Below are 20,413 nucleotides of genomic sequence, written 5' to 3'. Positions count from 1 at the left end.
GCGCCAAGTTCGCTCCTGCCATCGTGCGGAACGGTGCCAGGTAGGCCGCAGCCGCCCTCGCGGGCGGTGTCCTGCGGACGGTACCGGCCTCCGGCTAAGGAACTCGACTGCAGGCCCGGCGTTACCATCTCGCTTCAGGTCCTCCCCCCGGGGGCTTGGAGCGCTCCAACAGCGGCCTCCGCGTGCCCCCGCGGGGGCCGTTTTGCTGCGAGGCACAATGAACGAAGGCTTGCGGGTCTTGTTCGCAATTAGCGTCACGGCCATCGTTCCCGGCGATGCATTCTTTGCCATCCGATTCGTCATCGGCCTGCATCTCTAGGCGCAGCACACTCTCCCCACCCGTATTTTTCCCAGTGCTCATGCGCTTTCGCCCCCCCGCCAGCTGCTGTACCTTTCGATTCAGCGGCGGCCGAATCCGGACCGGACACTTCTCAAGTTCGCGACCCGGAGGCGATAACTGTCGCCCCACGCTGGGGGCGTCGATGTGGGGTGATCCCATGTCGACCACCCGCCTGGATGGATGTCTAGGCACCCAGAAGAGACGTGGGACTACTGGAAGCGGTACGTAACGCGGAAGGTGGGCCGATGCGAGCACATGAACGGCGGTACTGAACCGTTCCGATGGCGGCCAACTCCTCAACCTTCATGGGTCGAGGCGCGCCCGACCCGGAGGGCTGGCTGTGAAAAAGCCAACACACCGAGTCGATGTTCGCGTGAACGTGAATGTTGCTGGTTGCCTTTGGGCAATCGCCGCAATCATTCATTGCTTCATCTGAGCGGGCGGGAGGCTTCGGCCTCCCGTTTCTCAGTGACAGTGGCCCTGGCGTTCGCCTCGCCCGCAAGTAGGGTTGCTCTACCCTCGGTCCGCGCCCTATGGTCGTGGCGGGTCTGGGGGATTTCAATGGGGCTGTTCAAACGCAAAGAAAGCTGGGAGCGCACGTTCCGGCTCCGTAGCCAGCAGGGCACAGGGCGCGGCCTGCTAACGTCTCTTTTCTGGCTGTGGGGCGTCGTCGGACTGCTGTTCAACGCCGGCACGCTGTTTGGCCTCACCGGCAGTATCGGCGTTGGGACGTCGGCGCTTCTTGCTGCCTCCGCACTGATTTGGATCGGCGGCATGCTGTTGTTCGGTGTAGGCGCCCTACTCGCTCACACAGACTTTGATGGTGAGCGGCCGAGCGAAGAAGAGCACGGCGACGTTCGGGTCAGTCGATAGGATGCGAGCCATATTGAAAACGATGCTTTAGGGATTGAAAATGAGCGATGACGGGACGGAAGAGACGGCGCCAGCGAAAGAGCAGTCTCCTAAGCGGCGTGCAGGAAGGCGCGCAGCCAAAAGGTTTCCCAAGAAGGGGAAAAAGCGGTCTGTAGCCAAAACGTCAAAGGCGCCCGCGCGCAGGCCCTATCCTAGGATGACGCTTGAGCAGGCGCTAAAAATTCCATCGGCGCTAAAAAATAACAACGGAGGGAATCCTTGGCCTCCAGAGGACGTCGCCAATGCTGTCGGCCTCTCCGTCAAAAACACTGACTTTTTTTACTTGGCGGCTGCGTCGCGGGATTTTGGTTTTACTGAGGGTGGTCGTGACTCTCAGATGATCTCCTTGACTGAGCCTGGCCGCGACGTCGTCTATGCAGCTAATAAAGACGAGGAGAAAGTAGCACTCACGTCAGCACTCCTGAAAGTTGAGATCTTTAGAAAAGTACTCGACTATTATAAGGGAGCCAATCTTCCCGAGATGCAATATCTGGGCAACACGCTCTCCCGTGAGTTTGGCCTGGACCCCTCTTTGCACGAAGAGTTCTCTCGGCTTTTCGAGAGAACTGCACCTATCTCGGTATCGGCGCCGGCTTTACTTCAGACGAGCGACGATCAGATGATGGTCCGCCGGGCCGCGTCCGAGACGATACAGGGACGGTAGTGTTAGCCGAACCCACTAATAACAGCGGATTTAGGTGTTTCGCGATCATGCCTTTTGGTGAGCGGGAAGCATCACGGTCGAAAGGTTCTTCGACGAGGTCCTGAAAGCATTAATTGCGCCCGCAGGGCGTGATGCGGGATTTGAGGTCGTAACAGCCAATCGAGAAGGCAGTGACGTAATCCATGCGACCATCGTCAATCAACTACTCGATGCCGATCTTGTCGTCGCTGACCTCACCGAAAACAACCCCAATGTCCTATTCGAACTCGGTCTGCGCATCGCTGAGGATAAGCCCATTGCGCTCATAAGATCAAAGGGGACGCGAGCCATCTTCGACGTCGACAACATGCTCCGCGTTTATGAGTACGACCCGAACTTATGGGTTAGCACGATTGAGCATGATCGTCCCCGACTCACTACGCACATTAAGGCAGCTTGGGACAATCGAGATTCAAATATGACCTTCATGAAGATCCTCCGCGAACGGAAAACCATGAAGTGAGGCCTCATCATCCTCCCAACACTTTGTCGGGTCCGCCGGCCGATGCGGGTCTCCAAGGTATCTAAAATGAAGATAGCGATCTTATCTGCCGCGGATGTCGCCGGTTCGTATACCGCGACGCTCATGGAGCGAGGGCATGAGATCACCATTGGCCCCTTCGGCCACGCGCCTTCGGCGGTGACTGGCATGATTGAGGATGGAATCGATGGGGTCCTCATCCTGACCGATGACGACGATAACTTGGAGGAGATTGCTGCGCGCTTCACTAGGGCAACAGGTCGCCCGGTATGGCACAATCTGACCGAGATCCCGCGGTGATGGGCGGCGCCAAAGGGTTAGTTGCCGTGCGGCTCTGTGCTTTCTAGAGGGAAGATGATGCTTCGTTGGTTCGCCACCGTCGCTGCGCTCGCCTGCTCTACGAGCCCCGCCATTCCTTACTTTGACAGTGGTAACTCGCTGTACGAAATCTGCCAGAACCCACGGACCTACCCCGTCTGTCTGGGCACGATTATCGGCCACTACGACATGCTGCTGGCGAATGGTTACGACTGCGGACCGGACAATCAGCGCACCAAACAACAAATTATGGACGTCGTGGTGAAATACCTAAAAGACAACCCTGCCGAACGTAGCGATGTGGCCGCGTTGGCCACCTATAGGGCGGTTACCGCCGCGTTTGCGTGCAAGCAGATCCCTAAATAAAAGAGCCGTATGCTATGCACAAGAAAGCCGACGCCGAACAAAAGATCAGACATCTCGCGTTGGAGTGGATGCACGAAACGAATTATCGGCCACAGCCCGGCCACTACCCTAGCTTTGGCGCTTTCAAAACATGGCTCGAAAGCAAGCACTATAGCCACTACCTCGAATTCAGATCGCGGAGTGATCCCCGCGCCGAGGCCGAAGGTTAGTTTGAAGCGGAAGTCCGCGACTACTGGCGCAGCATGCGCTCACGCGGTGTTGAGGCGTAGCGCTGCAGACATGGTTTCGACGCCCCAGAGATACTGGTAGATGATCGACCGCCTCTCCGAATTTGACCTTGACGCCCTGACTGTCTTGATCGACTGCTTGGAGACCACTCCTACTCTCTCAAACGAAGATGTAGAGCACCGTTACCGCGCCCATATCCGTAACGTCTTTCCTGCCATGCTGGAGGATGGAAAGTCCTACGGCGAGGCCAGCGGCGGAACGATGAGCTTTCTGAACAGACCTGACGCGCGCGATTACATAATATCGATCCATGACGACCTCGGGGCAAATGTTGCTATCTTGTCAGGGGCTTTCGCCGAATACCTCGATACCGGCGAACCACCGGCTCCTTTTTATGCTTGGCGCATTTGCATCATTCTGGCGAAAGGCAAAATGCGACAACTTGAACTGCGGTTCTTGAATGCTTGGGTGCGCCACTTCGAACACCGCGGCGTGGGACAACGCTACAAAATATTAGTGCAGCGTCGCACGAAGCTTTCGGCAACATCTTCGCTCATCAGTTGAGCGATCTACCAAGGTCAGAATAGATCAGTCCCAGTTCGTCGTCGGACAAAGGGCTGTTCTCTTTGGCGGCGTTTGGAAACGTTGAAACACAATAATAGACAAGAAGAATTCCCGACACCCTGTAGATCACTTGGTCTTTGCTGCGACCAACTATTCTCTCTCGAACAAATTGTTTGCTGCTCCACCAATCCTCGATAGATGCCTCAAACTCCTGTCCGACGAGGCGGGCATAGTGATCCACGATAAGGGACTGAAGCGGACCGTGAGAAGCCTCTAGTCCAATCCAGGAACGATATTGACGGTCGAGAAACATCGACATCTGCTCGCTGTTCACGAGGGCTGCTTGAATTTCCTCATGAACCTTCGCGAAGTAGTCTCCCGTCGCCTCGATAAGCGCCATGCTTTTCGCAGCCGATCTCTTCAGCGAGGGGGTGGCTTGCACGTTTGGCTTGTAAATCGTGTCGTGCGTTAATTCGCTATAGGCGTGCTGAAGAAGCGTCCTCACTTGTATCTCGCACGGTGTATCGGCAGGGATTTCAACGGAATCGAAATTTAGGAGATTTCTGGATCTGACAATGTAATGCAACGATTGATAGTCGAATTCATAGGGGCGGAGCATTTGCTCTTGAACGTAGTCCCTTGCCTTCTCTGCAATCCAGTCGCTCACGCCGAGAATAGCGTCATCTATCTTCTTTACTTCGGAACCAAGCAGGACGACGTAGCGAATGCCGACTTTGTCTTCAATCTCTTCGTACGGGTTTTCATACCCCTTGCCGCGATGAAACGCTTTCTGAAGTAGGGAGTCTTCCGCTTTCAAACGGGCCTTTACGGGGATTTTCAGGAAAACTTCGAGCGCGACAGGCGAGGCAAACTCCGAAATTGCTCCTGAGAGCTTTTCGACGACATATTTCCCCCAGGCAGAGTAAGCTGGGCTTTCACGCCGCCACCTTTCCAAAAACTCTTGCTCTCGATTCATCACCGCTCATCTGTCAAAGATTGTCGAATCGTTATCCGCGTCCAACGATCCAAGCCTTCTCCTCCAAAATCGTTTGCTGCCCCCTCCTTTATCTCTACCGTCTTGTCATTCAGCGCGACTGCAGACACGGATAATTCAATATCGGCCCCGAAACGAAACCGGCGGCGGCGCAGTCGGTTTCCCATTGCGCTCGTGTCGCGAACCACCGCCCTCATTGGAAACTTTTTGGCAGACAGGAAGTTCGAAAAAGCGTCTCGATGCTCCATTGGGAGGTACTTCTCCGCGAACTCATTTGAGGAGAATGTTCTCCCGTTCTCGGCTTTCACATAGGTGTGTAGAGCGTCGACGATGTCCCGCCGCTTCTCCGTTGGCAGACCGGATTGCTTTACGTAGTCTCGTGTCAAGTCAAAGAACCTAGCAGTTTCATAGGCGCCGTCTTGCGGCAGCTCACAGCCGAGAAACCCTTCGTAGAAATATTGCGCCGCCGTCTCTCGGTGTGTTGGCGAAATGTTCGTGTCAAACACGTAAGCGTTCCAACCATCCGGCGGGCGCTGGTTCTCGTCTATCCTCACAAAGAGGGCGACCTTATATAGACGCTGAGCAGCTGTGAGAAACAGACCGTCTAAGAATTCGGTGAGGGTTTTCTCGCGGCTTGTGTAACGGCGAAAACCTGTTTGCTTCTCGGCCTTGATGACGCCGACAAACCTGTGATCTGCGCCGCCCACCGTGCCATCGAAAACTAACACGACACCGCCCGGTATGTTCGGGTGACGCTGTTCATCGGCCAGCCTGTTCGGGATCCGTCGTGATAGCTCTAGGAACTCTTCGTCAGTCGCGTCGAGGAGTTCGCCCACGTTGTGGAGATGGCTCCCGGCCTCGTGCTTTGCGATCTGCATCTGAAGACTCTTCGCCTCAGCTGACAAAGCTTCCGTGATCCGAAGCTTGAACTGGTCGATTGCCTTCTCCGGCAACTGTTCAAGTAGGTCGGCACACACCGGCTCTAGGCGCCGCTTATCTGCCCCCCTCCGAAAAACCTCGTGTACGGAAATCCGATTTAACTTCAGGTTTTCGAGTAACATCTATTCCATCCCTCAGCACCGTGCACCAAAAGATGGAATTTTCGTCAAAGCTCAACCGGAACATATCGAGAACACTATCACCTATTCGTCCTATGTCAACGTCCTGGCCCCGTGATAGCCGCTCCCGCTGCGGCTGCGACAGGCGACCACGTAGACGCATCCGCGCGCTCCGCACGCCATGCGGACCAATCAATCGGTGCCGGTTCAATGCGCTTGCCGGGTTGATCTTCCGGCCACACGTGCACGACTTGCTGCTCGACGCCTGTGGCTGTGATCGTTGCCAATACGGCCAGGCCGCCGACAACATGGCGTCCATCGAAGCGTTTGCGACGCTGAATCTCCATGCAGTGCAGCAGATAGGATTCAGGATTGACCTTCTCCGGGTCGGCAATCAGATCAAAGCCTGCATCTCGAAACTCCTCACGCGATGGCGGCGGCATCGCGATGATTGATAATTCTCGCAAACTGACCGCGACGTGCTTTTCCTCAAACAACCCGGCATTCTTTTTGACGAGTAATGCTTTTGGAGAGTCGGCCGTCTCTAGCTCAAGAGAGTATATCGCCGGACGATCTTCCTTTTCGTGCCAGCCTGCCAGCACAACACAGGACACCGCGTCGTTATTGCAGAATTCGCGCGCGTAGCGATGAAAGAAGTGTTTGATTTGCCAATCGGCAGTTTCGATCAAATCGTCAAACGTCTTGTACACCAGGCGGGTCGACATCCATTCGCCGAGCTGTGCCGGACCAGTGGCTGACAGTACGGCATTCAACCCGTGCAGGCGATGAGTCTTATTGAGATTCACATCCTGTGGGATTCCCTCAACATACGAAAGGCCATCTGTAAGCAGGAACGCAGCGTCACTTCGAACGTACCCATTGATTGCACTCACTTCCGAACCTCCGAGCTGCGGCGAGCCGCCGCAATGGCCCCCGCCCCCTTACCCTGCGCCTCAGCTCCAGCGTTGGTCGTGACGACATACTTATTCAGGGATTCCGTCGCGCGATCGTATGCGTTTGCGGCCTCTTCGCCGTCCTTGCGCTTTGGTAAGTGCGCAGCATTGGGGTCGGCATTGTTGGCTGCCGCCGGCCGGGCACCAGGCAGCGGAACTCCACCTGGGAATTCAACTTTCGACTGCGCCTCGCCGGCCGCCTTCAACATCTCTGCGGCGAGTTGTGCCTTGGCGCGGATAAGCTCCAGGCCTGCGACAATCTCAAGATTCTCGGGCTTCCCCGAGGCGTTCAGATGCTCAATTGCGCGGGTGATTTGGTCGACGTCTTGCGGCAAGCCCCGCATGGCCTTCTGCATGATGTCCGCTGCGTCCGCCCAGCGATTGAAAGTTTCCTGACCGCTGCCAGGTTGAACGTTCTGCGAGGCAAGCGCAGTCTTTACCAGGTCGTTGGCCTTATCGATCAGGTCGTCCAACCAACCACCAATATCTGCAGTCACTGACTTAAACTGCGCGGCAAGTTGCGCACTGGACTGGTTCCACGCGCGATCGAACGCGGCCGCCTTGGCAACAGTGGCACCGTCGATAATGACGCCTGCCGCTTCGGCTCCCTGAGCGATGTCCTCAAACGACTTGCTGCCGTTGCGAATTGCTTCAACCCAACTCTCGGAAAGACCAAGCATCTGCGCTGCTTTGGTCTTCTCTGGGATGGACCCAAACTTGTTAATCAAATCGATGCCAATAGGCAAAAGCTGGTTTAGGCTGATGACCTGGCCGTTGCGGTCCTTGTACTTGATGTTGTTTGCATCAAGTAGTTTCGTCAGGGAGTTTTCGTTCTCCCTGGCGTCAGACAGCAACGAAGCAACTTTGCGGAGGTCGTTGACTGAATTCTCGGAAGAAACGCCGCCCTGCCCCGCCGCAAATTGGATCTTCTGGAATCGCTCTGTGGTTAGGCCGGTATACTCAGCATTCTTTTGTAGGTCGGCAAGCTCGCCGTTGACCTTGGTAAGCGCAGCCAACAGCCCGCCAACCAGGCCGGTAACGCCAGCGGCAGCAACACCGAGCGACGCAAAGCCGCCCGCAGTCGGGTTGATGTTCGCAAACGACTGCTCAATCCGGCTCACGGCGCTGTCCGCCATGTCGCCGGCCTGATTCATATCGCTGGCGAATTGGTCCAGCTTTGCGCCGAGCTGAACGACTAAATCATTTGACATTGCTATCCTGTAAGTGAAGGCGAGGTTAAATCTGCGGTCGCCCTGGGTTTGCGTACCGCGCGCTATGTGTTAGACGGCGCTCCTATCAATGAAGGAGCGCCGCGTTGGCTAAGAAAACGAAGAAGACTGTTCGCCGCGAGTGGACAAATGGCGATATCAAGGACCTCAAGGCGCACTCGAAGGCTAGGACACCAGTCGTAAAAATAGCCAAGATGACGAAGCGAACCGAGGGCTCGCTGCGTCAGAAGGCGCTGTATTTAGGAATTGGTCTGGGGCATCAGCGGTAATCGTCATCGTCGAACGACCTCCGCGCGTGCGGTTCCAGAATTAACCCGGCACGCGCCCATCAAGCTTAACGACGGAATGATCGCGCGAGCGCCGGTTGCAGCCGCTAGGCTGCAAACATGGCGAAGCGCAACCGTCAAAAAGGCAAGCCGGCATGGGCACCATTCGACCCGGAGATCGCGGCTCGATGGGCAGAAATCCTTCGCTTGCGAGGGCAGATTAAGAAGGCGACTGCTAAGCGCAAAAAGAAGATCAGACGGCTGCACTGACGCCCCGAGTGGAAAGCGCCTTCGCAGCCACCGCAGACCCGACACGCGGGTGATTTGGGACCGGCCTTGCGCCGAGCTGAACGACGAGGTCGTTGGGACAATTTACTTCCCTAATGAATGTGACGTGGAGGGTGATGGTTCACGTAATCGGTCGGAACGAACCCACCGGAAGCCCGTTACTTCAGATGGTCAAAACGTCAGATAAATTTCGCGAGAATGCTCAGAACTGCCTGCAACTCGCCGAAGAGGCGACCAACGCGCAGGCGGCACTCCGTTACAAGCGAATGGCGCAGGCGTGGTCCGCCTTAGCGACCGAACAGGATTGGCTGGACGGGGTGTCCGACACAGAGTGATCGGGTCGGCGAGTTAGCCGTAGACACGATCGAACCGGCAGGCATTAGGCATCCCGGCCGCGTCGATCAATCCAACTGAATGTGTTGATGTAGATGGTCGTGCTAGCGGCGCTTGCGCGCTTCCTGATCTGCCCCGACGCGTTCGTTCTCACCGTCTGCGAATAGGTCACGTTGACACTGGCGGCCCCTACGATGCCGGTGAAGAACGCGGTAGAAGGGAGGGTATCTGTCTGGTCAGGTGATGTGATCGCCCAGGTGGTCCCGGACGCCGTATTGACGCCTAGGCCGAAAATCTCAGCGTCGACTTGAGCCGGCGGCACGTTGAGCCTGACAAGCGCAGCCGTCGTGCCTACCGCGCTGGTGTCATCCTGCGTCGGCACCGCCCATAAAAACTTGTCACCGACCTGCGTGAACGCTACCCAAAAATTGGAGCCGTCCGTCTTCATGCAGCCGATGCGGCGAAACTCTGTATAAGCACCCGACGCCAACGACGAGATGTTTGTCGAGCCATTAGCAACGAGATCCCAAACGAAATCGACGACGCCCGTGTCTGGGCGCTTGATCAGCCATGCGTTGTACCAAGAATTTCCCGCCAGCGCGCTGGTCATCATGCCACCGTTGCCGGAGCCGACCGCCCAATTCGATGTCGTCTTGGTTATAGCCGATGCAAGCACCATCAGGTCTGCGGCGGTCGAGTCTGCGGCCTCGCCCGCTGCAATGCCAGCCGTTCCATTGCCTCCCGCGGCCGAGAGAGTAAGCCCCCAAAGCTGCCCGCGGAGTGCAGCGCTGATATTAGATCGAGCCTGCGTCCTATTGGCCGCCGTCAACGATTGCGCAGCAGCATAGCGGACCACGCCAAGATTGGTCGCGGCCGTCGCTGCACTCGCCACGTCGGATAGGTTGTTGGCGCTCGACAGATCGCCGGCGCCAGGCTCGCCCACAACGTTGAGATTCCAGTCGGCCAGCGTGCCGCTGCCACCAACCTTGTCCGAGGTCATGGTCAGCGTCGTGCCGCTATAGGTGACGCGACCTTCCATCCAATTGGACGTATTCGCCGCCGAGCTGGCCCGCACGCGCGCGCCATTGGCATAGGCAAGTCCCGCCTGCGTCGTGAACGCCTTGGAGCCCGTACCGATCGCCAGCGACGTTGTCGAGGTGCCGCCGTAGCCGGCGCCATTAGTGCCATTGGTTCCAGCCGCGCCAGTCGATCCGGTGGCGCCAGTGTCACCCTTGCTCGCCAGCAATTGCCAATAGGTCACGTTCGGCGGGGTGTGGTTGGTATGGTCGAGCACGCACACGTAACTCGATCCGCTCAGCGTCACGACATCGCCTGCCGCGTAGGCGGTGACTCCAGACCACGCCCCGAGGAGTTGGAACGCCTTGTAGATACCGAGGAACGTCCAGACACCAGCGACCTTCGCCCAAGTCTTGCCGGTTGTTGGCTGGAACGCATACTGGCCGTCATCGCCGAGCGACGGGTCAGGCACTGTTTCAGTCGTGCCAACGAAAACGAAAAAACCCGACGTGTCGAGTGCCGCGACCAGGTCGTTGACGCTCTGCATCGCCTGTGCGCCTGCAAATCGCTGTGGCGAGACCTGCCAAATCTTGTAGGCAGCGGCCGATTGCACGCCGCCGCCCCATGGCGGGATGACCAAATGCGTCATGTCGGTGACGTCGGTAATGATCGACTGGAAATCGCCGATCTGTAGAATGTCGCCAGGGCGGGCATTGGTGCCGGTCCAGATCGGGCCGACGCCGGTGACAGTGGTTCCGTCTGCCGCAACAGAGACGGTGCCGGTCGAGTAGCTATAGAGAGCAGTCATTCTGATGCTTTCCCTTCAGAAGGTGCAGTTGCATCGTCAATGCGCATGTGCTGGCCGTTGATTTTTTGCCAGACCTGCACGACGTCACTTCCGACCGGCCTGAAAACGAAACCGTCGACCGCACCTGGTGGCGGCTCGGTCGGATCCAATGGAATGTTGTGGAGATCAGTCATTTTCAAATCTCTGTTCTAATATTCTTCAGCAGCTGCGCCCGCAATTCGAGCGCGACCTCGACCTCCGAGAATCACGCCGCCAACTTCGCCCCGACAACATCATTCGGCCAGCGGTGAATGATCCGCGTGCTAATGCCGTTGGTGGCGATTGTCGTCAGTTGCGCGAAGCCACCCACCCAACACGGAGTCCGGCCCTCAGCGAAGTCCCGGATAGCGATATCACGCTGCGTTTTCAGCGCCGCAATTGCGTGGCTCTCAAGGTTTCGAGGCGCAGCGGCCAATGCAACCCGGATCTCCTGCTCATCCGCCTCGGTGTTGCACGGGCACGGATTAAACCCGCGCGGCATGTCAATCACCCGCCATGGTTCGAGGTGCTCGTCGCCGGCCTGCAGCGTCGTGATCCGGAAACCGGAGGGACCATGCTGTTCCGAAATTCCCGCGACCGATACCTCGAACGGGCTTGCTGCGCCCATTGCGGCCATCCGATCATTCAGCTCCATCAGCGTCGGCCCGATAGCGCCCTTGAACTCGTCAAAGCCGCTTGCAGTCATCGTCGACAAAGCGAGCGACACGGCCTGGAAAACAACAAACTGCTCGGCGCGGATCGTTGCCGCGGCCTGAAATTGCGGGAGCAGGATCGCCTTGTTACAGAGTGCGGTGATCGTCTGGTCCTCGACATTCCAAACCAGCGCATCTGAAATGAGATGCGCACCGTCTGACCCCACAACGATATTAGCTGCCGACATTAATAAATACCCTCGAAATGAAAACTGACCATCCGTACTGCGCTAACCGGCAGCGAGCCGCCAATGGCGAGGCCCGCGCCGATGACGGTGCCTACACCTGCCGAAAGCGAGAGAGCGCTTGCAATCACACCACCCAATGGACCAGCAAACGCGGCCACCGCGACCAACGCCACCAAGCCAATGACCTGCTTGGCCGAGTTGCCGCCGCCCCCACCGAGCGGATAGGACACCAAGCGCACAGAGTCGCTGGCGCGAATGCGCCGACGTCGCCAGTCTTTGCGCAGCACCGCCTCGCCATTGATCTCAAGGATAGTCGGCAGGCCCTTGCGGAACTGCCAGCCATACTTGCGGTCTCGCGTTGCCCAACCAGAGCGCCGCAGGAAAGCGGTCACGGTCTCGCGCGGCAGCGGCATCTCGCGCGCAACCTCAAGGCCCGGCATTACCAAATGCAGAACGGGGTTGCGTTTTGGTTTGGTCCGCAAGGTCAAGTGACTTTCTCCCCGATATCCTTCAGCAGCTCCGCCCGAAGCCCCAGCACAACCTCAACCGGCTCGGTGTCGCAGCCGAGCAAGGATCGCGGCACTCGATCTAGCGGGCTGGCCCGGAATTTCGAGCGGCCGAGAGTCGCTGCAAGTGCGTTCCTAATGGCCTGGTCCTGAGGCGCGCGAATGCCCTGCCGAAATAGGGCAACGGCCTCGCTGGTTATGTGCGACGTTCTGCGCCGCCGATCTCGTCTCGACCGCGCGGGCATCAGGTCGGCTCGCCGAACTGTTCGAGTCCCCAGCAGGCATACCGCGAACCATTCGGATGTTCCGCGCGCCATCTGGTCATGATCTCCGCCCCGAACCTCTGCCAAGCGTCGCGCGCCGCCTCTCGGTCAGGATGGCCGGTCTCGTCGAGTTCGCAGATTCCATCCAAATCGCCTGTGCAGGGCCAGCCCATTTCGAGCGCCCACTCCCAATCGTCGAGCGTGCCCGTGTTGCGTCGCTTGTTGTTGCGCTTGCGAACCGGCATTTATCTGCGGTTTCCATAGGACGCATCCCTCGGCATTCGAGGCCCGTCGCCCGGTTGCACATCAAGCCCAAGCTCCCGGCAAAGAATCCGGAATCGGTTCTGCGCTTTATGCTGAATATCAACCCACGGGCTTGGTTTTTGGCAGTTGAAGCGGTCTAAAACCACCGCGCCGTGCTCCGCAATGGCTGCACGCGCCTCTTCAGATTGGTCCAAACTCTCGCAGGCCAATCGCAGTAGGTGGCGATGGTGGTCATCCAGGTCGTAATCGGAGTGGACCTGGCGCCACCAGGCTTTAGCTGCACGCGATAGGTGGTCAGGTGGCTTTGGTGTGGCCATGATGACTTCCATAATTTTTAAAACGCTGGGGCAGCGCCCACGCGCGCTGCAGGAGGGCGCCGGTCTGCAGCGCGCGATCTGGGAGAACGAGCGAACACCCCTCCCCCTACCCGGCGCTAGCCTGCGCTCAACGTCAAAACGTTGCTGTTGGCCCATAACCGGCCCGCAACATGCCGGATCGGCAGTTGCCCAGCCTCCTGCAATCGGCGTGCGACGCCCACACATCTTGAGCGTGGAAACGCGAGGTGCTGCTCGATTGCAGCAAGTGCGTCATTCAAACTGGCCATGGTGGCCGCCATCCTTTCCGATTTAGGATTTGCAATTAGAGGGGTGAGGGATATGCCGCATGCAGCGGCTTCACGGCTCAGGCCGGTAAAAAAAGGTGCGCTGGGATCGAACCGGCGCTGGAGGTGCACGTCACGTCGGGCAGCATCGCTGCGGCCTTCAACGTGATACGTTCCCAACTATGGCGAAATCTGGATTTACGCAGCCTGCCTTAGGCTCGGCCGGTTTCGGCGAATCTCCGTCGGCACATTGTCATTAGCGGCCAGCAGACGCTTCGCGTCTATGGCGCGGATGATGGCGTCCTCCACCGCGCCAAACTGCATCAGGCGGCTGCCAGACGTCGCCGGGACTACCTTGCCGACGATATCCAGCGCGCCTTCAGCAACGGCCGGCGCGTATTCGCGCCACCGGCAGGCCACAGCCTCGGTGAATATCCACCCATCGCGCACGGGTTGGGTGGCGGCTTCGCTTGATTCGAAATGATGCGCCAGCGCATCATTTGCTTTTGGCTGACGGCGCTTGCCCCGAGGCTGGCGGTATTGCTCGCCGCACGGATGCCAGCGGCCGTCCAAGCCCAACCATTTAGAATGGTCCGCGTTGAACGTCTTCCGAGCTGCTTCGTCGAGCTGGACGCCATAGGCCGGCCCGTAACCTGGAAAGCGGAGATGGAGAATCCGGTTGAGCTCGTCAGGGCGCGGGCGAGTCTCGATGATGCGGTCGGCTGCGATGGGTTGGTCGTTGTCGTTGGCGGGTGTCATATGTGGGCTCTCATAACGTGACGTACCTGGCCGTTTTGGCCTTGAGCGTCGGCATCTGCGCGCCGATCGAATAATCAGGAACCTTTTTTCGGGGCGATTGTGGTTGCGGATTTAGACGGCCGGCGTGGGTGGCCGATGGTGCAAGAGATTGAGATGGCCCTACCCCGGACCATGTTTGGGTTTTCATTTTGGCCATATGGAAGGGGACTTGGGGGCGTCGGTCCCTGGCGGGTGGTGGGAGAGAGTGCGATGGCCCCTACCCGATCATGCGGCGTCGTCCCTAAGGCTGGCCTCGTACCAAGCGTCATAGTCCGCGCGCTCCGCTTCCTCAGCGGGGGTTAGCTCGCGCGCACGCGACACCGGTGGTGCGGCGGAGGGCTTTGCGTACCTCACCGGCTCGGGCTTGGTTGGCAGCGGCGGCTCGTCGTCGGGCCGGGTTGTCGGTGCTGCGAATGCGTCGTTGTTCCCGGTCAGGATGACAGTACGGCCCAGTAGCTCCGCGCCGTCCTCGATTTGCTCAAGGCCGGCCGCATGCACGAGCCTGGCGAATTGGCGCTGGCCCTCGAATTGCGACTCTGCGTCGTCGTCCTCCAACAACAGGATACGCTCATGCTTAAAGCCGTCACTGTCCGTTGCAGTAATCCGCAACTCGGTGGTGCTTCCCGCCTTCACAACGTCTGCTGACGTTAGGCGCACGGTGGTGCGCACGGCTGGCTTGGCGGGCTTTGCAGTGGTTGATGTTGTGGGGCTGGCCTTGGCAGGCTTGGCCGTACGTTCCCTCGGTTCGTAGCCCTTCGGCGCGTCCTCATCATAGCGCTCATCCTTCAACCACCGCGCCAGGGCGTATCGCGGCGCATCCGGCTTACCTTGGGCCTCCCATGACGCCTGCCATGCTGCGGCGGCCTTGATCACGGCAGTGCGGTCCACCTCGGCTGGGAGCGCATCCCATGCCGCCTTTGCTTCCTTCTTGCCCTTGAGGAAAGCATAGGTGCGGTAGCAAAGCTCAAACGTCGGCTTGGCGGGCGCGCGCTCTTCCACCGCCGTCCCGCCCGCAGCGGTGGCCGCAAGGCCATCCGCAAGCGGCGGCGCCGTAGGCGCGGTGGGGTCAACTCTATCTATCTGTATCTCGGCCTTGTAGGCCGGATTCAGTAGATAGGATTCGGTCACGTCCACAGGTACACTAGAGTTGCTAGTGGTATTGTCTGCGTGACCACTAGAGGTCACATCCACAGTACCGCTAGGAACATCATCGGTAGAGGTCACGTCCACAGGTACACTGGCAGACAAATCAAAGTTGAGGGCATATTCGGTTGGCCGGGTTCCCTGCCCTTGGCGAGTGATAATGATTGCACCGTTCTCGGCCAATCGACGCAGGGATGTTGTGATATTGGAACGGCTGGAGCCCGTGGCCCGCTCAAGATAGCGGAGGCTGGCGCGTCCGTTACCATGCTTCGGGTAGTAACGGTCGATGACATGGCGCGCCACCTTATGGTCGAGGCGCGTTGCCCAATGCGAGTCGATGATGGCGCCAAGCAGGTTGTATTGATCCAGCAAGCCGCCCGTCTTGTGGATCTTATTGTCCGCCACGGCTACTGCCCCCCATCGCTACCGCTGCTCTGGCGAGATCGTTCGCAACGCCGATATCAAGCCGGACGTTCGTGCCGAATACCCGATAGGAGCCGTCAGGCTTGCGGATCAGACTAAGATCGAGAGCCCGCACACCGGGAGCTATCTCGGCGTCAAACGTGCCAAGTTGTTTCCCGCTACTGCGGGAGGGTCTGAATTCAATGATTTTCAAGAATGTGGTTCCTGGAGGTTGGGAGGCGAGCCGGCGGAATGGCTATTTGAGGCTCGCCGCGTAGTGCTCTTTCGGTTCGAAAAAGAGTTCGCCGTCTAACTCGCAGAACGTGAATCCGCGGCGGTCCATCTCGGCGACGGTCAGGGCGAGCCGCCTGTGGCTTTCTGTCAGGCGCGGGTCGGACATGACTCGATGCACCCACGCCCGTCGTTTTGCTCGATTGCCCATGACGTTCCTCCATTGAGTGGGTTCAAATTAGCAGTACGACTCTCGCGGCCCGCCGCTAAACGGGCCGCTCCAAAATCACTGGGAGAAGCAAGATATATGGCGGCCGGGGGCGCAAAGTGTGCAGGGCTCCGGCCAAAGAAATTAGGCCCTGCGCTTGTGTTCGGGCAGGCGGCCCGAACCCGGCGCCGGGCCTTCTCGAACGCACACAGAACACCCAGAACCATTCCGGTACTTTTTCCGGGACTCTGCGCCGCCAATCCGGGGTTTTTGCCCCGTTTTGAGCAGTTTTTGTTCTGGGCGCGACGTCAACATGAGTCTACCAGGTCGTTGAAGTCGTTGAGTATTCAGGCCGCGCGGTCCCTACCTAGACCATCAGCATAGAAGCTCTGAAAACTCGGATGCACCAGCGCCTCCGGCGCGACTGCCAGCACGATCAGGGCGGCCACCGCCAGCGTGCGGAAGGTGATGGCGCGGCGATCGACCATCACCGCGATCAGCACCACTGCAGTCATGAAGAACGATCTTTGCGTTGCGACCTCCGCGCCCGACAGCAGCAGGTAGAACGCAGCGGCGACCAGTGCCGCGGCCGCCGACCATTTCTTGATGGCGAAGCCGGCCGCCAGTCCCGGGATCAGAGCCAGCAGCGCGCGCACCGCGAAAAACACGACACCGGCAACGACTGCCATGTGATAACCGGAGATCGAGAGCACGTGACCGAGGCCGGAGATGAACATCGCGTCGTTGACGGGCGTGGTGATCGCATCGCGCCGGCCGGTGAGCAGCGCAGTCGCGATCGCGCGGCTGTCGCCGTCGAGCGTGGCGCGGATGCGCGCGTCGATCGCATCGCGCAGGCTTTGCATGAAGGCTGCGTAACGCAGCCGCAAGCCGCCAGTCTCAGGCGGCGCCGCCACCGTGATTGCGCCCATTGCAAAACCGGAGGCTCCGATGCCCTGGAAGAACATGTCACGCGAAAAGTCGTAGCTGCCGGGCCGCACCGGCGCGAGCGGCGGCATCAGCCGCGCCTTCAACTGCACGAAGCTGCCGACCTCCGGCGCGGTGCCCTTGCGGACCGACAGGCGAACGCGCTCGAGCCTGACGTCGCTGCGCTGCGCCTCCATCGCGGTAACGCGCAGCACGAAACGGTCGGTGCGCTCGCGGATGTCGCGAGCCTCGACGAAGCCCGACAACGACACCGAGTAGAGCGACTTTGCCAGCACCGGGTGGGCGATGCGCGCCGTCTTCCAGGTCGCGACGGTAAAGCCGGCCGCGACCGCCGCGATCATAATCGCCGGCGCGAACAGCCGGCTCCGCCGCAACAGAGCCGCGCCAAGCATGAGCGCGACGGCGGTCGTGGCAACGACCCACAGCACCGGCTCATGATCGGCGGAGAAATAAAGCGCGATGCCGCAGCCGAAAGCCACGGGCACCCACGGCAACAGCCGCCCGGCGCCAGCCTCGGCGCGTACCCATGCGCGCAGGATCTCGACCAGCGATGTCCAGAGGTCGAGACCCGCAGGCGCAAGGCCGCCCGCGGACGCAACGCGGCCCGCGGGCCAAGTCCCCGCGATCCCCTGCGACCGTACCGGCCGGCCCGGCTCCGCCATTCCCTGCACCTGACGATACGCAACGAAGGCCGAAGCTACCGGAACGTGCAGGCGGGCGGATAGCGGTACGGATCAGGAACGAAAGGGCCGAGCCGCTACTTTTCCTCTTCCATCGTCACGGCGACATCCGCCTTGGCCGACAGCCGGACCTTGTTGCCCTCGACATCGGCGACGAGGCCCTTGTCGATAAAGTGATGATGGCCCTTGTGGCTGCCCTCGCCGCTGTCCTTTTTGGTCAGCTTGATGCGATTGCCTTCGACCTTGTCGACGGTGCCGACGTGGACGCCGTCGGCACCGATGACTTCCATATGCTCTGCGATGTTCTGCATGGTGGGTTCCTTGTTGGACCCACCCCAACGCGCGGGGCGCATGTTCGTTCTCTCACGAGAATGACGAAGCCGTGTGCCCCCCGCTCGTCAGATCAGCGGCGCCTGCGAGGAGGCGTGGTGATTGACGATCTTCCAGTCGCCGTCCTCGCGAATGATGACCCAGCTCATCTTGACCGAGAAATCGGGACGTTCGCCGGCAAGGTCGAACGAGATGGTTGCGGCCATATTGATCAGGTCAGGACCTGCCTGCACCGACTTCACCTCGGAAAACACTGCGCTCGGCCTGCGCCAGCGCGGCAGACCGTTGAAATAATCGGCAACGCCGCCCCTGCCCCGGTAGAGCTTCGGGTTGGAGCCGAAGAAGAACGCGTTCTTCGCATAAAGCGATGACAGCGCCGCCGCATCGAGTGTGGCGAAGCCGGCGCGCCATTTCGCGATGATGGCGGATACGATGGCGTCGGCTTCGTTGCTCATTGTCGTCCCTCAACCCTCGTCATCCCTTGGCGACTTCCTTCGCGAACGTGTCGCGCAAACCGATGGTCCTGGAAAATACCGGCTTGCCGGGCGTCGAGTCCTTGTCGCGGATGAAATAGCCCTGGCGCTCGAACTGCATTGGCTCGGTGGAATTGCTCTCGGCAACCGATGCCTCGACTCGCGCATCAGCGAGAATCTCCAGCGACTGCGGATTGAGATCGGTAGCAAAATTCGAGGCGTCCGGGCTCGGGTTCGCAAAGAGCTGGTTGTAGATGCGGATTTCGGCCGGCTTCGACGCTGCCGCCGACAGCCAGTGCATGGTGGCCTTGACCTTGCGGCCGTCGGGCGCGTTGCCGCCCTTGGTCGCGGGATCGTAGGTGCAGCGCAGCTCCACCACCTCGCCGTTATCGTTCTTGATCACGCCGGTGCACTTGACGAAATAGGCGTAGCGCAGCCGCACCTCGTTGCCCGGCGACAGCCGAAAGAACTTTTTCGGCGGGTTCTCCATGAAATCGTCCTGCTCGATATAGAGCTCACGGCCGAACGTGATCTTGCGCGTGCCGGCGCTGGGATCATCGGGATGGTTGATCGCCTCGAGCTCCTCGACCTGTCCTTCCGGGTAGTTCTCGATCACCACTTTCAGCGGCCGCAGCACCCCCATACGCCGCTGCGACGTGCGGTTCAGCTCCTCGCGGATGCAAAACTCGAGCATGCCGACGTCAACGACGCTGTTGGCTTTGGCCACGCCGATGCGCTTGACGAATTCACGAAGGGCCGCCGGGGGCACGCCGCGGCGGCGCATCCCCGCCATGGTCGGCATGCGCGGATCGTCCCAGCCCGCGACATGCCCCTCGCGGACGAGCTGGGTCAGCACGCGCTTGGACAGCAGCGTGTAGGTCAGGTTCAGCCGCGCGAACTCGTACTGGTGCGGCTTCGACGGCACCGGCAGCTTCTCGATGAACCAGTCGTAGAGCGGCCTGTGATCCTCGAACTCCAGCGTGCAGATCGAGTGCGTGATGCCTTCGATGGCGTCCGACTGACCGTGGGCATAATCGTAGCTCGGATAGATGCTCCACTTGGTGCCGGTGCGCGGATGATGCGCATGCAGAATGCGGTACAGCACGGGGTCGCGCAGGTTGATGTTGCCCGCACCCATGTCGATCTTGGCCCGCAGCACGCGCGCGCCGTTGGGGAATTCGCCCGCCTTCATGCGGCGGAACAGGTCGAGGTTTTCATCCACGCTGCGATCGCGGAAGGGCGAATTCTTGCCGGGCTCGGTCAGCGTGCCGCGCGCAACGCGAATTTCCTCCTGGGTCTGGTCGTCGACATAGGCCAGCCCGTCGCGGATCAGTTGCTCCGCCCATTCATAGAGGCGGTCGAAATAGTCCGAGGCGAAGAACAGGTTCTTGCCCCAGTCGAAGCCGAGCCAGCGCACGTCGGCTTGGATGGAATCGATATATTCCTGCTCTTCCTTGACCGGATTGGTGTCGTCGAAGCGCAGATGGCAGCGGCCCGGAAACTCCTGGGCGATGCCGAAATTGAGCGCGATCGACTTGGCGTGGCCGATATGGAGATAACCGTTCGGCTCCGGCGGGAACCGGGTCACAATCTCCTTGTATTTGGCCTGATCGAGGTCGGCCTGGATGATGTCACGAATGAAATCGCGCCCAACCTCAGTCGCCACCGGTTCTGTCATTACGAAAATCCTGTAGGGAAATCAGCGGCCCTTCTGCCAAATTCGGGACGCTGAGCCAAGGCCTTAAGCGGTCCGCTGCCGGGCTTTAGTTATGCCCCGGTCCTGCTATATACC

The 20,413-nt window shown here is 59.5% G+C and carries 24 protein-coding genes and 1 pseudogene; 8 read left to right on the top strand and 17 right to left on the bottom strand.

From position 1 onward, the window contains the following. Positions 1-901: 901 nt before the first annotated feature. From IVB27_RS35925 to IVB27_RS35905, 5 genes are all read left to right on the top strand, one after another. Entirely contained in the window at positions 902-1,213 is a 312-nt protein-coding gene (locus IVB27_RS35925; RefSeq protein ID WP_247447405.1) for a hypothetical protein, read from the top strand. Positions 1,214-1,253: 40 nt separating this feature from the next. Beyond that, on the top strand, positions 1,254-1,916 hold the full coding sequence (locus tag IVB27_RS35920) for a hypothetical protein (protein WP_247447404.1): 663 nt from the start codon (positions 1,254-1,256) through the stop codon (positions 1,914-1,916). 568 nt (positions 1,917-2,484) lie between these two features. Then, positions 2,485-2,736, top strand: coding sequence for a toprim domain-containing protein (locus IVB27_RS35915; protein WP_247447403.1), 252 nt, complete (start codon positions 2,485-2,487; stop codon positions 2,734-2,736). 54 nt (positions 2,737-2,790) lie between these two features. Then, on the top strand, positions 2,791-3,120 hold the full coding sequence (locus IVB27_RS35910) for a Rap1a/Tai family immunity protein (protein WP_247447402.1): 330 nt from the start codon (positions 2,791-2,793) through the stop codon (positions 3,118-3,120). A gap of 309 nt (positions 3,121-3,429) precedes the next feature. Then, entirely contained in the window at positions 3,430-3,912 is a 483-nt protein-coding gene (locus IVB27_RS35905) for a hypothetical protein (RefSeq protein WP_247447401.1), read from the top strand. Here IVB27_RS35905 and IVB27_RS35900 read toward each other — a convergent pair. The 4 genes from IVB27_RS35900 to IVB27_RS35885 all read right to left on the bottom strand — a co-directional run bounded on the left by IVB27_RS35900 (position 3,905) and on the right by IVB27_RS35885 (position 8,128). Continuing rightward, the gene (locus IVB27_RS35900) at positions 3,905-4,888 is read right to left on the bottom strand and encodes a GTP pyrophosphokinase (protein ID WP_247447400.1); all 984 of its coding nucleotides are present in this window, start codon (positions 4,886-4,888) and stop codon (positions 3,905-3,907) included. The two genes, IVB27_RS35905 and IVB27_RS35900, sit on opposite strands and share 8 nt — an antisense overlap. Then, complete coding sequence (locus IVB27_RS35895; RefSeq protein WP_247447399.1) at positions 4,888-5,967, bottom strand: nucleoid-associated protein; 1,080 nt, start codon at positions 5,965-5,967, stop codon at positions 4,888-4,890. Before IVB27_RS35895 ends, IVB27_RS35900 begins: the two co-directional genes overlap by 1 nt. 95 nt (positions 5,968-6,062) lie before the next feature. Beyond that, complete coding sequence (locus tag IVB27_RS35890) at positions 6,063-6,857, bottom strand: hypothetical protein (RefSeq protein ID WP_247447398.1); 795 nt, start codon at positions 6,855-6,857, stop codon at positions 6,063-6,065. Then, positions 6,854-8,128 (bottom strand): hypothetical protein, encoded by a 1,275-nt coding sequence (locus tag IVB27_RS35885; RefSeq protein WP_247447397.1) that lies wholly within the window; start codon positions 8,126-8,128, stop codon positions 6,854-6,856. Before IVB27_RS35885 ends, IVB27_RS35890 begins: the two co-directional genes overlap by 4 nt. Positions 8,129-8,232: 104 nt before the next feature. Here IVB27_RS35885 and IVB27_RS35880 point away from each other — a divergent pair, with 104 nt between their 5' ends. From IVB27_RS35880 to IVB27_RS35870, 3 genes are all read left to right on the top strand, one after another. Further along, complete coding sequence (locus IVB27_RS35880; protein ID WP_247447396.1) at positions 8,233-8,415, top strand: hypothetical protein; 183 nt, start codon at positions 8,233-8,235, stop codon at positions 8,413-8,415. 117 nt (positions 8,416-8,532) lie between these two features. Then, the gene (locus IVB27_RS35875; RefSeq protein WP_247447395.1) at positions 8,533-8,682 is read left to right on the top strand and encodes a hypothetical protein; all 150 of its coding nucleotides are present in this window, start codon (positions 8,533-8,535) and stop codon (positions 8,680-8,682) included. 134 nt (positions 8,683-8,816) lie between these two features. After that, on the top strand, positions 8,817-9,035 hold the full coding sequence (locus IVB27_RS35870) for a hypothetical protein (RefSeq protein ID WP_247447420.1): 219 nt from the start codon (positions 8,817-8,819) through the stop codon (positions 9,033-9,035). 44 nt (positions 9,036-9,079) lie between these two features. Here the strand turns inward: IVB27_RS35870 and IVB27_RS35865 are convergent, their stop codons facing one another. The 13 genes and pseudogenes from IVB27_RS35865 to IVB27_RS35805 all read right to left on the bottom strand — a co-directional run bounded on the left by IVB27_RS35865 (position 9,080) and on the right by IVB27_RS35805 (position 20,299). Next, positions 9,080-10,858 carry a hypothetical protein gene (locus IVB27_RS35865; RefSeq protein ID WP_247447394.1) on the bottom strand — a complete coding sequence of 593 codons (1,779 nt, stop codon included), beginning with the start codon at positions 10,856-10,858 and terminating at the stop codon, positions 9,080-9,082. Then, positions 10,855-11,031: a hypothetical protein gene (locus IVB27_RS35860; RefSeq protein WP_247447393.1), complete on the bottom strand. Its 177-nt coding sequence runs from the start codon at positions 11,029-11,031 to the stop codon at positions 10,855-10,857. Before IVB27_RS35860 ends, IVB27_RS35865 begins: the two co-directional genes overlap by 4 nt. Positions 11,032-11,102: 71 nt before the next feature. Then, entirely contained in the window at positions 11,103-11,777 is a 675-nt protein-coding gene (locus IVB27_RS35855; protein WP_247447392.1) for a hypothetical protein, read from the bottom strand. Further along, positions 11,777-12,265 carry a hypothetical protein gene (locus tag IVB27_RS35850; protein WP_247447391.1) on the bottom strand — a complete coding sequence of 163 codons (489 nt, stop codon included), beginning with the start codon at positions 12,263-12,265 and terminating at the stop codon, positions 11,777-11,779. The genes IVB27_RS35855 and IVB27_RS35850 overlap by 1 nt, the downstream gene beginning before the upstream one ends. A gap of 262 nt (positions 12,266-12,527) precedes the next feature. Further along, the gene (locus IVB27_RS35845; RefSeq protein ID WP_247447390.1) at positions 12,528-12,791 is read right to left on the bottom strand and encodes a hypothetical protein; all 264 of its coding nucleotides are present in this window, start codon (positions 12,789-12,791) and stop codon (positions 12,528-12,530) included. Further along, the gene (locus IVB27_RS35840) at positions 12,792-13,127 is read right to left on the bottom strand and encodes a P27 family phage terminase small subunit (protein ID WP_247447389.1); all 336 of its coding nucleotides are present in this window, start codon (positions 13,125-13,127) and stop codon (positions 12,792-12,794) included. 482 nt (positions 13,128-13,609) lie between these two features. After that, a complete protein-coding gene (locus IVB27_RS35835; RefSeq protein ID WP_247447388.1) occupies positions 13,610-14,170 on the bottom strand; it encodes a hypothetical protein in 561 nt (186 codons plus the stop codon). Between the two features lie 264 nt (positions 14,171-14,434). Beyond that, positions 14,435-15,757, bottom strand: coding sequence for a hypothetical protein (locus IVB27_RS35830; protein ID WP_247447387.1), 1,323 nt, complete (start codon positions 15,755-15,757; stop codon positions 14,435-14,437). 253 nt (positions 15,758-16,010) lie between these two features. Continuing rightward, on the bottom strand, positions 16,011-16,196 hold the full coding sequence (locus IVB27_RS35825) for a hypothetical protein (RefSeq protein WP_247447386.1): 186 nt from the start codon (positions 16,194-16,196) through the stop codon (positions 16,011-16,013). A 362-nt stretch (positions 16,197-16,558) separates the two neighbouring features. Then, positions 16,559-17,800 (bottom strand): annotated as a pseudogene (locus tag IVB27_RS35820) (ComEC/Rec2 family competence protein); the annotation flags it as partial. A gap of 95 nt (positions 17,801-17,895) precedes the next feature. Next, positions 17,896-18,129, bottom strand: a complete 234-nt coding sequence (locus IVB27_RS35815) for a DUF2171 domain-containing protein (protein WP_148753702.1) — start codon at positions 18,127-18,129, stop codon at positions 17,896-17,898. An 87-nt stretch (positions 18,130-18,216) separates the two neighbouring features. Further along, positions 18,217-18,603 carry a nuclear transport factor 2 family protein gene (locus tag IVB27_RS35810; RefSeq protein ID WP_247349232.1) on the bottom strand — a complete coding sequence of 129 codons (387 nt, stop codon included), beginning with the start codon at positions 18,601-18,603 and terminating at the stop codon, positions 18,217-18,219. A 19-nt stretch (positions 18,604-18,622) separates the two neighbouring features. Beyond that, entirely contained in the window at positions 18,623-20,299 is a 1,677-nt protein-coding gene (locus tag IVB27_RS35805; protein ID WP_247349233.1) for a glutamine--tRNA ligase/YqeY domain fusion protein, read from the bottom strand. Between the last annotated feature and the right edge of the window lie 114 nt (positions 20,300-20,413).

The sequence above is a fragment of the Bradyrhizobium sp. 197 genome (assembly GCF_023073375.1).
Classification (GTDB): domain Bacteria; phylum Pseudomonadota; class Alphaproteobacteria; order Rhizobiales; family Xanthobacteraceae; genus Bradyrhizobium.
Note: the sequence above shows the minus strand (reverse complement) of the source record. Positions and strands in the feature narration are given on the sequence as shown.